The organism is Kitasatospora sp. NPDC057198, from assembly GCF_042670125.1.
GTDB lineage: Bacteria > Actinomycetota > Actinomycetes > Streptomycetales > Streptomycetaceae > Kitasatospora.
In genome coordinates this window covers 1-10,912 of sequence record NZ_JBHUWH010000258.1, presented here as the reverse complement: position 1 = coordinate 10,912, position 10,912 = coordinate 1, and the positions used below count along the sequence as shown (strand labels likewise).

The 10,912-nt window shown below is 75.2% G+C and carries 10 protein-coding genes and 1 pseudogene; 4 read left to right on the top strand and 7 right to left on the bottom strand.

The features are described 5' to 3' along the window. Window positions 1–489 precede the first annotated feature (489 nt). The gene (locus ACFUEL_RS25505; RefSeq protein WP_380239087.1) at window positions 490–1,881 is read right to left on the bottom strand and encodes an ATP-binding protein; all 1,392 of its coding nucleotides are present in this window, start codon (window positions 1,879–1,881) and stop codon (window positions 490–492) included. A gap of 17 nt (window positions 1,882–1,898) precedes the next feature. Continuing rightward, on the bottom strand, window positions 1,899–2,603 hold the full coding sequence (locus ACFUEL_RS25500; protein ID WP_380239085.1) for a response regulator transcription factor: 705 nt from the start codon (window positions 2,601–2,603) through the stop codon (window positions 1,899–1,901). A gap of 180 nt (window positions 2,604–2,783) precedes the next feature. Between ACFUEL_RS25500 and ACFUEL_RS25495 the strand changes: the two genes are divergently transcribed. The 3 genes from ACFUEL_RS25495 to ACFUEL_RS25485 all read left to right on the top strand — a co-directional run bounded on the left by ACFUEL_RS25495 (window position 2,784) and on the right by ACFUEL_RS25485 (window position 4,888). Further along, window positions 2,784–3,317 (top strand): hypothetical protein, encoded by a 534-nt coding sequence (locus ACFUEL_RS25495; RefSeq protein ID WP_380239084.1) that lies wholly within the window; start codon window positions 2,784–2,786, stop codon window positions 3,315–3,317. A 92-nt stretch (window positions 3,318–3,409) separates the two neighbouring features. Next, window positions 3,410–3,940 (top strand): Lrp/AsnC family transcriptional regulator, encoded by a 531-nt coding sequence (locus ACFUEL_RS25490; RefSeq protein ID WP_380239083.1) that lies wholly within the window; start codon window positions 3,410–3,412, stop codon window positions 3,938–3,940. Between the two features lie 186 nt (window positions 3,941–4,126). Then, a complete protein-coding gene (locus ACFUEL_RS25485) occupies window positions 4,127–4,888 on the top strand; it encodes a helix-turn-helix domain-containing protein (RefSeq protein ID WP_380239082.1) in 762 nt (253 codons plus the stop codon). Between the two features lie 181 nt (window positions 4,889–5,069). Here ACFUEL_RS25485 and ACFUEL_RS25480 read toward each other — a convergent pair whose 3' ends face one another. From ACFUEL_RS25480 to ACFUEL_RS25470, 3 genes are all read right to left on the bottom strand, one after another. After that, window positions 5,070–5,876, bottom strand: a complete 807-nt coding sequence (locus ACFUEL_RS25480) for a S16 family serine protease (protein WP_380239081.1) — start codon at window positions 5,874–5,876, stop codon at window positions 5,070–5,072. Window positions 5,877–5,986: 110 nt separating this feature from the next. Continuing rightward, a complete protein-coding gene (locus ACFUEL_RS25475; RefSeq protein WP_014135981.1) occupies window positions 5,987–6,637 on the bottom strand; it encodes an IclR family transcriptional regulator in 651 nt (216 codons plus the stop codon). Window positions 6,638–7,054: 417 nt separating this feature from the next. Then, entirely contained in the window at window positions 7,055–8,878 is a 1,824-nt protein-coding gene (locus ACFUEL_RS25470) for a DEAD/DEAH box helicase (RefSeq protein WP_380239086.1), read from the bottom strand. Between the two features lie 530 nt (window positions 8,879–9,408). Here ACFUEL_RS25470 and ACFUEL_RS25465 point away from each other — a divergent pair. Continuing rightward, window positions 9,409–9,930 (top strand): SsgA family sporulation/cell division regulator, encoded by a 522-nt coding sequence (locus ACFUEL_RS25465; RefSeq protein ID WP_380239080.1) that lies wholly within the window; start codon window positions 9,409–9,411, stop codon window positions 9,928–9,930. A gap of 52 nt (window positions 9,931–9,982) precedes the next feature. Here ACFUEL_RS25465 and ACFUEL_RS25460 read toward each other — a convergent pair whose 3' ends face one another. Both ACFUEL_RS25460 and ACFUEL_RS25455 read right to left on the bottom strand, forming a co-directional pair. Further along, window positions 9,983–10,603: a class F sortase gene (locus tag ACFUEL_RS25460; protein ID WP_380239079.1), complete on the bottom strand. Its 621-nt coding sequence runs from the start codon at window positions 10,601–10,603 to the stop codon at window positions 9,983–9,985. A gap of 101 nt (window positions 10,604–10,704) precedes the next feature. After that, window positions 10,705–10,912, bottom strand: a pseudogene (locus ACFUEL_RS25455) (hypothetical protein); the annotation flags it as partial.

The following is a 10,912-nucleotide window of genomic DNA, read 5'->3' as shown; positions in this document are numbered from 1 at the left end:
CGGCCGCTGGGGCGAGCGGCCGGACGGTCGGGCCCGGCCCGGGGCGACCGCGGTCATCGGGCCGCCCACCGGGACCGGCGCGGTCCGCGGCCGGTCGGCCGGTGGTCCGCGGTGCGTCTCCCGGCGGCGGCGGTGCGCGCGGTGCCGGTGCGCGCGCTGTGGTGACGGTCACCCGCGGCGGCCGCACCGCCGTGGTGCGGGGCCGCGCCGGACCCGGCGCGCGGGTACGGGTTCCGGGGCGGAGCGGGCTCCGGCTCCCGTACGGTTCCGGGGTCGCCGGCCCCGGTGCTGGCCGACGTTAGCCGGGGGGGCGGGCCCGGTCGTCCGCGCCGGGGCGGCATGAGGCAGCATTGGCCGCCGCTTAGGACGTTTTTAAGGGAGCGGAGCGACACTCGAGCTGCTGCCCCCGCGGTAACAGCTCCCGTGTCGGTACCGGTCGTCCCGGTCCGGTGTCCCCGGTCCGGTCGTCCCGGCCCGGTGTCCCCGGCCCTAGTCCTTGCGGATCATCAGCCGGCCGGTCCGGCGGCGTTGCTGCCGGGGCAGTTCGACGTCGCTGCGGAGGTTGATCCGCACCGAGATCTCGGCACCGTCGAGGGTGGCGGAGCGGCCGAGCAGGAGTTCGCCGCCGGTGCCCTCGGCGAGTTTGCGGACGATGTCCAGGCCGAGGCCGGTGGAGCCCTCGCCGCCGTGTCCGGCGCCGCGCCGGATGGCGGTGTCCGGGTCGGTGAAGCCCGGCCCGCCGTCGCCGACCAGGACGGTGACGGTGTCCCCGGTGGCGATCACGTCGACGGCGAAGGGGGTGCCGACGGCGGTGTGCCGGAAGACGTTGCCGAGCAGCGCGTCGACGGCGGCGGCCAGGTCGCCGCGCTGCACCGGGACGGGTGCCGGGGCGTCGTCGCCGGTCAGCTGCCAGGGGCGTCCCTCGTCCTCGGCGAGCGCGGACCAGAACGCGACCCGGTCCCGGACCACCTCGACGGCGTCGCAGCCGAGGGCGACCGGCGGGGCGTCCTCGGGGTCGCGGCGGGCGGTGCGGATGATCTGGTCGACCTCCCGTTCGAGCTGGGAGACCGCGTGCCGGGTGGCGTCGGCGGCGTCGCCGCCACCGAGCGCGGCGGCGTTGAGCCGGAGCACGGTGAGCGGGGTGCGCAGCCGGTGGGAGAGGTCGGCGGCGAGTTCCCGTTCGGCGGCGAGCAGGTGGACCACCCGGTCGGCCATCGCGTTGAACGCGTAGGCGGCCTCCCGGAGTTCTTCGGGCGCGCCCGCCGCCTCGCGTCCCTCGACCGGGACCCGGACGGCGAGGTTGCCGGAGCCGAGCGAGCGGGCGGCGGTGGCCAGGCGGCGGGCGGAGCGGATGATCCGGGTGCCCATCCGGTCGGCGACCGCGACGGAGACCGCGACCAGGGCGAGCGCGACGCCGGAGAGCACCAGCCAGGCGGTGCCGACGCCGCGCGACAGGTCGCTGTCGGGAACGTACACCTCGACCATGGCGATCCCGCCGCCGTCGACGGCTACGGGCTGGAGCAGCACGTAGCCGCCGTCGACCCGGGAGGTGCCGGCCCGGACGGTGGGGGTGATGCCCCTGTTGCCGGTGCTGGGCGGCTGGTCGTTGTCGGTGCGGGCGTCGCCGACCGTGATGCCGCCGGGCAGGTGGACGGCGAGCCGGTCCTGGCTGCCGGCATCGGTGGAGGCCATGGCCTTGGCGATGGCGTCCTGGTCGGTGGTGATGGCGAGGGCCGGTCCGAGCGCGGCGGCCTGCCGTTCGGCGGCGGTGAAGGCCCGGTCCCGGGCGGTCTGCTGGACCATCAGGCCGAGCGGGATGAGGAAGGCCATCGCGACCATGACGGTGCCGGCGATGGCGGCCTTGACCATCGCCCAGCGCAGCGAGCGCAGGACGCGTTTCACGTCGTGCACCCGACCGGTCCGGAGGGGGCCTCCAGGCGGACGCCGACGCCGCGCACGGTGTGCAGGTAGCGCGGGTTGGAGGCGGTCTCGCCGAGCTTGCGGCGCAGCCAGGACAGGTGGACGTCGATGGTCTGGTCGCCACCGTAGGTCTGCCGCCACACCTCGGCCAGGATCTCCTTGCGCGGGACGACCACGCCGGGGCGGGCGGCGAGGAAGGCCAGCAGGTCGAACTCGCGGCGGGTGAGGTCGAGCCGCTGTCCGTCGAGCAGGGCCTCGCGGCGCTGGGGGTCGATGGCGAGGCCGCCGACCCGGAGGATCTGGGGTGCCATCAGGGCGCCGCCGCCCAGTCTGCGCAGGACGGCGGCCATCCGGGCGGTCAGGTGCTCTCCGGAGAAAGGTTTCACCAGGTAGTCGTCGGCCCCGTCGTTCAGCAGCCGGACGATCTCCGCCTCGTCGTCCCGCGCGGTGGAGATGATCACCGGGACGTTGGTCAGGCCGCGGATCATCTTGAGCGCCTCGCTGCCGTCCAGGTCCGGCAGGCCCAGGTCGAGGACCACCAGGTCGCACCCGACCTGGGCGACCTCCCGCAGTGCCTCCAGGGCGGTGCCGACGGAGCGCACGGCATGGCCGGTGTCGGCCAGATGGCGGATCAGGGCGGAACGCACAAAGGGGTCGTCCTCGACCACAAGCACTGTTGCCATGGGGCTGCACGGTACGGCATCGCGGCCGACCGGTCTGTACCTCGGGGGGTGCGCCCCGGCCGGGAACGGGCCGGGACTTCAGCTTCCCTGAAGCTTCGCCGCCCTTTTCCCACAAGGTTCCGGTGGATCCCCCGGCCCGCTGACCCGGTCGTGACCTTCGTACGGCAGGATGGGCCCGCGATGCGGAGCGGACTGGTTCAACTGGGTGCCTGGACGGCGGCCACCGGAGCAGCGGTGGCCTTGTCCTGGCTCGGCGTGCACGCGGTGCTCGTCGACACGGTGTTCGAGCAGCCGGTGGCGGTTCAGCTGCCCTCGGTGGCTTCTTCCGGGCCGGCGGGGACGAGTCCGCCGGCCTCCCCGGTCGTCGCGCCGACGCCCTCGGCGGCGGCCCCGAGCCCGTCGCCGGACCCGGACCCGGACCCGACGCCGGGGGGACGCCCGACCCCGCGGCCCAGCACGCCGGCCCGGAAGAGCAGCAGCCCGCCCAGCACGGTGCACAGCTACCCGGTACTGGGCGGCCGGGTGGCGCTCGACCTGCGCCCCACCGACGCCAAGCTGGTGTCGGCGGTGCCGGACCCGGGCTGGTCGGTGCAGGTCTGGCACGGCGACCAGTGGATGCAGATCAGCTTCTCCAAGGACGACCGGGTCTCCACCGTCATGGTGTCCTGGAACGACCACGCGCCCACCGTGCAGACCTTCGTCGTCGGCAACTGACCCGTCCCGCCGGGCGTCCGGGCCGACGCGCGGGGCCGGCGGCCGCACAATGTCGGTCGACGCCCGACCGCCCATCCCCCTGGAGTCGCCCCGTGTCCCCGCAGCCCGACGCCATCGACGCGCTGGACGGAAAGCTGATCCGGCTGCTCGCCGAGGAGCCGCGGATCGGCGTGCTGGAGTGCTCGCGCCGCCTGCAGGTGGCGCGCGGCACGGTGCAGGCCCGGCTGGACCGGCTGCAGGCGCGCGGGGTGATCGGCGGGTTCGGCCCGCAGGTGGACCCGGCGGCGCTGGGCTACCCGGTGACGGCGTTCGCGACGCTGGAGATCTCGCAGGGGCAGGGCGCGGACGTCCGGACGCACCTGGCGGCGGTGCCGGAGGTGCTGGAGCTGCACACCATCACCGGCCACGGGGACATGCTGGTGCGGATCGTGGCCCGGTCGAACGCCGATCTGCAGCGGGTGATCGACCGGGTGGTCGGGTTCGACGGGATCGTCCGGGCGTCGACCGCGATCGCGCTGGAGAACCCGGTGCCGTACCGGGTGCTGCCGCTGGTGGAGCAGGCGGCCGGGACGGGGGGCGGGGCGGCGGCCGGAACGGGGGGGGGGGGGGGGGGCGTCCGCTGACCCTGGACCGGTGCCCGTCCCCGGGCGCGCCTCCCCTCGCCGGAGGTTTTTTGGCATATGCCTTCTGCCTGTGCACGCAAAGATCGCAGCCATGAGCATATGGACCGCACTCGCCGAGTGCCCGCCGGCCGTCCCACCGTCAGCACCCGCCCCCGGACGGGCCGTTCGGCCACGGGCGGCCCAGCGATGAGCCGGGCCGCCGAACCGCGGGCGACCCTGATCGCGTCCGCGCAGCGGGCCCTGCGGCTGCTGGAGGCCGCCGCCCGGCACCCGTCCGGCGCCACCGCCAAGCAGCTCGCCCGGGACACCGGGCTCGCCCTCGGCACCACCTACCACCTGCTGCGCACCCTGGTGCACGACGGCTACCTGGAGCGCCGCGAGGGCCTGTACCTCACCGGCCCGGCGGTCTCCGGCCTGAGCCGGGAGGACAGCCCGGCGGCCGGCCGCTCCCGGCTGGACCGGCTGCTCGGCCGGCTCGCCCACCAGCTGTCCGCGGCCGTCCACTTCGCCTGGTACAAGGACGGCGAGGTGGACCTGCTCGCCGCGGCGGCCGCGCCCGGCGCCCCCACCGCCGACCCGCGGCACTTCCGGGCCGGGGCGCACGCCCACGCGGCCGGCAAGACGCTGCTGGCCCTGATGTCCGCCGAGGAGCGCCGCAACCACCTGGCCCGCTACCCGATGGTCCCGTTCACCCCGTACACCCTGCGCGAGCCCGCCCACCTGCCGCTGCTGCCCCGGCACGGGCCGCAGCGGGCGGCGCCGATCACCCAGTACCAGGAGTACGCGCTGGGCACGGCCGGGGCGGCCGTCCCGATCGTGCTGGGCAGCGGCCTCGCCGCGGTCGCGGTGTCGCTGCCGATGACCCAGGCCCACCGGTTACCGGAGATCGCCGCTCAGCTGCGCACCCGGGTCGGCGACGACCTGGTGACGGCCGCCTTCGGGCTCTAGGACCGGACGCGGCCCCGGGGGACGGACCGCGTACGAGGGCCGGGCGCACGGGGGTGCCACGCCCGGTCCCCACTGCCCCGACCTGCCCCGCTGCCCCACTTGCCCCGTCTGCCCGCCGCTCCACCAGCTCCCCCGCCCCGCGCCCCGCGCCCCGCGCCGGACGGCGGTGCCCCGGGGGGCGTCAGCAGTGCGGGACCGCGCCGCCGCTGTCGAGCGCCTCGAGCGCGGCGACCGAGTCGGAGAGGGTGTCCACCGGGATCAGCTGCAGCCCGTCGGGGGTGTTGACCTTGCCCTGCGCGCACTCGCTGCGCGGCAGCAGGAACACCGTGGCGCCGGCCTGCTTCGCCGCCCGGGTCTTCAGCGGGATGCCGCCGACCTGGCCGACCCGCCCGTCCGCGTCGATCGTGCCGGTGCCCGCCACGTTGCGCCCGCCGGTCAGGTCGCCGCCCCTGCCGTTCCCGGCGATCTTGTCGATGATGCCCAGCGCGAGCATCTGGCCGCCGCTCGGGCCGCCGATGTCGCCGAGGTCGACCATCACCTTGACCTGCTCCGGCGACAGGTGCAGGTAACCCAGCGCGGCCAGGGCCGCGCTGTCCTGGGACTGCGTCATCTGCTGCAGCGTCACCTGGTTGGCCTTCGCCGGGTCGCTCTGCGGGAAGACCTCCTCGGTCGGCACCACCGCCCGCTCCGGGTCGGGCCAGGCCGCCAGCGCGTCCCACAGGCTGTTGCGCTGCTGCGGCTGCGTCGCCTCGACGGTGACCACCCGCAGCTGTCCGGAGGTCTCCCGCAGCGGCGCCCCGGTGATCGTGAGCACCTGGGCACCGTCGTACGCGCCCAGGGTGTCGGCGGTCCGGCCGGGCGACTCCAGGGTGAAGGGCAGCGGCACGAAGGCGGCCACCGCGAACAGCGCGAGCACCGGCAGCGCGCACAGGCCGAGGGCCCGGGTGCGCGGGGAGGTCAGGACCGGGGGCAGGTTCTGGGAAGCCACCCCCGCATCCAAACACACCGCGGCGCCCGGCACGGACGGCCGCGCGAATCACCCGGCGCGGCCGGGGCCGGCCCGGCGCAGCGCGTCGGGCTCAGCGCAGCGCGTCGGGCTCAGCGCAGCGCGTCGGCGACCTCGGTGGCGGCCTCGATCACCCGCGGGCCGACCCGTTCCGGGACGAGGCCGTTGAGCATCACCACGCCGACGCTGCCCTCGATGCCGCTGAGGCCGATCAGCGCGGCGGCCGCGCCGCTGGCGCCGGACTGCTCCTCGGCCCGGGTGATCACGCAGCCCTGCTCGGGGCGGCGCTGGCCGGGGAAGCTGCGGGCCTCCAGGATGGCCCGGCCGGCCGCGCTCTCGGAGAGCGGGTGGCGCAGGCCGGTGCGGTAGGCGACGTGGAAGTCCGTCCAGGTCGGTTCGACCACGGCGACGGCCAGCGCCTCGTTGCCGTCGACCAGGGTGAGGTGGGCGGTGGCGCCCAGGTCCTCGGCGAGCGAGCGCAGCGCGGGCAGCGCGGCCTCGCGCAGCAGCGGGTGGACCCGGTGGGCGAGCCGGAGCACGCCGAGGCCGACCCGGGCCCGGCCGCCGATGTCCCGGCGGACCAGTCCGTGCTGTTCCAGGGTGGCGAGCAGGCGGTAGACCACCGTGCGGTTGACGGCCAGTCGGGCCGCCAGCTCGGTCACGGTGAGCCCGCGCTCGGAGTCGGCGAGCAGTTTCAGTACCCGGACACCCCTGTCCAGGGTCTGGGAGGTCTCAGCAGTCACGAGGCGCCTGGTCCTTTCCGCGGCAGGTCCGACCCTACGGCACAACTACCGTGGGCCGCACCGGAATTGGTCGCGCGCGGGAAGGGTGTCCAGCGCGGGAGTTCCGGCCTCGGCGGCATCGGCAGGGCGCAGAGCTCCGCGGCACCCGGCCGGGCCGACGGGTGGGGCCCGGGGAGTGTGGGGAGACGCTAATGAATGGGGCCGCCCGGTGGAAGTGGTTGTCCAGAATTCGGGCGTCATCGATGGAAAGTCGTGATGAAAAATCGGATAAGGCGCACATAATTCACGCCGCAAGCGCTCAAGCGTCCGATATCTGGGCGCCGCCCGGACCGGTCGGCACCCGGTCCGGGCGGCCCCGCCGCGGGGGCCGGGCGGAACTCAGCCCTGGGCGCCCCCGCCGCGGGGGCCGGGCGGAACTCAGCCCTGGGTGGCCCACTCGCGGATCCGGCCGATCCGGGCCTTGAGCTGGTTGGCGGTGGCCTGCGCGGTGAGCGGGCCGCCGCACTGGCGGCGCAGCTCGTTGTGGATGCTGCCGTGCGGCTGGTCGGTGCGGTGGTGCCAGGCGGCGACCAGCGCGTTCAGCTCCTTGCGCAGTTCGCGCAGCTCCTGGTGGGTGACCACCGGGCGCTCGTCGGCCGGGAGTTCGAGCAGGTCGGCCTCCTCGGCGGGCTTGGCCTTGGAGCGCTGGATCTGCCGGTGCTGGCGCTTCTGCAGCAGCATCTGCACCTGGTCGGGTTCGAGCAGGCCCGGGATGCCGAGGTAGTCCTCCTCCTCCTCGCTGCCGGGGTGCGCCTGCATGCCGAACTCCATGGCGTTGTACAGCACCCGGTCGAAGACCGCGTCGCTGCCCAGCGCCTCGTAGGAGAACTCCTCGGTGCCGGTGTCGGCCCCGTCGTTGGCCTTCTCGGCCTCGGCGAGCAGCCGGTCCTCCTCGTCGAACAGGCCCTCGCCCTCCTTCTTGGGCCGATCCAGGACGTGGTCGCGCTGGAGCTCCATCTCGTTGGCGAAGCCGAGCAGCATCGGGATGGTCGGCAGGAACACCGAGGCAGTCTCGCCGCGCTTGCGGGCGCGCACGAAGCGGCCGACGGCCTGGGCGAAGAACAGCGGGGTGGAGATCGAGGTGGCGTACACGCCGACGCACAGCCGGGGCACGTCGACGCCCTCGGAGACCATCCGGACGGCCACCATCCAGCGCGAGGTGCCCTCGGCGTAGTCGGAGATCCGCTGGGACGCCTCGGTCTCGTCGGAGAGCACCAGGGTGACCTTCTCGCCGGTGATCTCGCGCAGCATCTTGGCGTAGGCGCGGGCCACCGTCTGGTCGGTGGCGATCACCAGGCCGCCGGCGTCCGGGATGCCCTTGCGGACCTCGGTCAGCCGCCGGTCGGCGGCCTGCAGCACGGCCGGGATCCACTCGCCCTGCGGGGAGAGCGCGGTGCGCCACGCCTGGGCGATCAGGTCCTTGGTCATCGGCTCGCCGAGCCGGGCCTCCAGCTCGTCACCGGCCTTGGTGCGCCAGCGCATGTTGCCGGAGTAGCTGAGGAAGATCACCGGGCGGACCACGTGGTCGGCCAGCGCGTGCCCGTAGCCGTAGGTGTAGTCGGCGACCGACTTGCGGATGCCGTCGCTCCCGGCCTCGTACTGGACGAACGGGATCGGGTTGGTGTCGGAGCGGAACGGGGTGCCGGTGAGGGCGAGCCGGCGGGTGGCCGGCTCGAACGCCTCGAAGCACGCCTCGCCCCAGGACTTGGAGTCGCCGGCGTGGTGGATCTCGTCCATGATCACCAGCGTCTTGCGGGCCTCGGTCCGGTTGCGGTGCAGCATCGGGTTGACCCCGACGCCCGCGTAGGTGATCACGATGCCCTGGTAGTCCTTGGACAGCGGGCCCGAGGAGTACGCCGGGTCGAGCCGGATCCCTATCCGGGCGGCGGCCTCGGCCCACTGCTTCTTCAGGTGCTCGGTGGGCGCGACCACGGTGACCTGCTGGACCAGGTGGTTGTGCAGCAGGTAGGAGGCCAGGGTCAGGGCGAAGGTGGTCTTTCCGGCGCCCGGGGTGGCGACCGCCAGGAAGTCCCGGGGCTGCTTCTCGATGTAGAGGTCCAGCGCGCCCTGCTGCCAGGCCCGCAGGCTGGCCGCGGTGCCCCAGGGGGCGCGGCCCGGGAAGGCCGGGGAGAGGTGCGCGGCAGCGGAGGTGCCGGTCGGGCGGGGGTGGGTGCTGTCGGCGTGCGAGAACAGCGGGGACATCGCGGAGGAGGCGGCGGTAGTCACGGTCTCCGAACGGGGTCGTCGCAGGTCAGGGCCGGTACGAGGCCCTTACCCCGCGGGCGGCGGGCGGTCGTGGAACCCGCCCAGCCTAGCCCCTCCCGGAGCCCGGACGGCCGCCGCGGCACGCCCCTGTGGCGTGCGTCCCACCGGATTCGTACGACTGTCACCGCACCTTCACACGGCGGGGCCGACCGTTCGGCGCGATCACCTCGGGCAGCGACTGCGGCCGCGTCCGGCTGCCGGAGGGACCGGTCATCGCGGAGCCGCCCGGCGGGGCGGGCACCGACTTCCGAGCCCCTCCCCGGACGGCCCGCCGCCGCCCGTGGAACGCCCGTGCCACCGGCCCGGAACGACCGGACCGGTCCACGCCAGTGTGACGCGGATCACTTGGAACGGACTCAGAACCGGCGTAATCGTTCCTGCCCCGCGTGACTCTTCATCAACAGGGGACGACACCGGTCGCACCCGTACCAGCACCCGTACCAGCACGTCCCTCCGGAGGAACCGCCGTGTTCGCAGCGCCCGAGCCGTTCGAACAGACCGTGCACGCCCGGCTGATCGTCAGCGCCCACCGCTCCGCGCTGCTGCAGGTCGCCCTGCGGTACCGCGCCGACGACCCGCTGGCGGTCCGGATGGTCTTCCCGGCCGAGTACGCGCTGGACCCGACCGACCCGACCGACCTGACCGACCCGGCCGACCTTGCCAACCCGGTCGACGGCCCGCCGGACGCCCTGCCGGACGCCCTGCCGGAGCACGCCGCCGACGGGGTCGACGGGGTCGAGTGGGTGTTCGCCCGCCAGCTGCTGGACTCCGGGCTCGACCTGCCCAGCGGCGAGGGGGACGTGCACGTCCGCCCCGCGTCCGGCGGGCGCACCGTGGTCGAGCTGCGCTCCCCCGACGGCGTGGCGCTGCTCCGGTTCGACCGCACCGAGCTGCGCCGCTTCCTGTGGCACAGCTACCTGGTGGTGCCCGAGGGGCAGGAGCTGCGGTACCTGGACTGCGACCGGGCGCTCGCCGAGCTGCTGGCCTGACCGGCCGCCGTCCCGGCCGGGTGCCCGCACACCCCGTCAGGACGGCGGCCGCTCAGGCCCGCTGGGTGCGCACCAGGTGCGCGTACACCACCACGTTCCCGTCGTAGCCGCCCTCCCGGGTGAAGCCGCCGCCGCAGGTGATCAGCCGCAGCTGGGCGTCCGGCGTGGCCGCGTACACCTTGCGGTCGGGGAAGTCGCTCTTCGGGTAGACCTCCACGCCGTCGACCTGGAACCAGGCGCCGGAGCCGTCCATCCGGGCGACCTCCAGCTGGTCGCCCTTGTGCAGCGCGCCCAGCCGGTAGAACACCGCCGGGCCGTGCGCGTTGTCGACGTGCCCGGCCAGCACCGCCGCCCCGCTGGAGCCAGGCGCGGCGCCGTCCCGGTACCAGCCGGCCAGGTTGCGGTCCTCCTCCGGGGGCGGCTGCAGCCGCCCCTCGCCGTCCAGGCCGAGCCGGGCCACCGGGGCGTCCACCCCGAGCACCGGGATCCGCACCCGCACCGGCGGCGAGGGCGGCAGCGCGGGGACGGCCGGGCCGACCGGGGTGCCGTCGTACGCCTGCGCCGCGAGCGGGGCCGGCGGCAGGGTGCCGACCAGGCCGCCGTGCAGCAGCCACGCCCCCGCGACGACGGCCCCCGCCGCCGCCACCGCCCCCCGCCACGTCCGCTCGCCCACCGCGCGCCCTCCGCCCTCCGCCGACCTCGGCCCCGACCCGCCCAGTCCACCCGGCGGGCGGGGCCGCGGCACCCGGTGGCTGCTGTCCGGGTGACGCGCCGTCAGGGCTCCCGCCCGCCGCGGCGCAGCCGGGGCCTGGCCGGGAAGCCCTCCGCCAGCACCCCGGCCAGGCCGATCGCGGGCAGCTCGGACGCCTTCTCGTACAGCACGTAGCGCGGCTCCCAGGACGGCCGGAAGCTCGCGTCGGCCCGGTGCGCCGCCTCCGGCCGCCACCACCGGGACAGCAGGCGCAGTGCCCCGCCCCGCAGC

What these genes read in the sequence shown, in the direction of transcription:
- ACFUEL_RS25470 (WP_380239086.1), bottom strand. Translation starts at nt 8,878, where the DNA reads ATGTCCCCGCTGTTCTCGCACGCCGACAGCACCCACCCCCGCCCGACC.
- ACFUEL_RS25485 (WP_380239082.1), top strand. Translation starts at nt 4,127, where the DNA reads ATGAGCCGGGCCGCCGAACCGCGGGCGACCCTGATCGCGTCCGCGCAG.
- ACFUEL_RS25500 (WP_380239085.1), bottom strand. Translation starts at nt 2,603, where the DNA reads ATGGCAACAGTGCTTGTGGTCGAGGACGACCCCTTTGTGCGTTCCGCC.
- ACFUEL_RS25495 (WP_380239084.1), top strand. Translation starts at nt 2,784, where the DNA reads ATGCGGAGCGGACTGGTTCAACTGGGTGCCTGGACGGCGGCCACCGGA.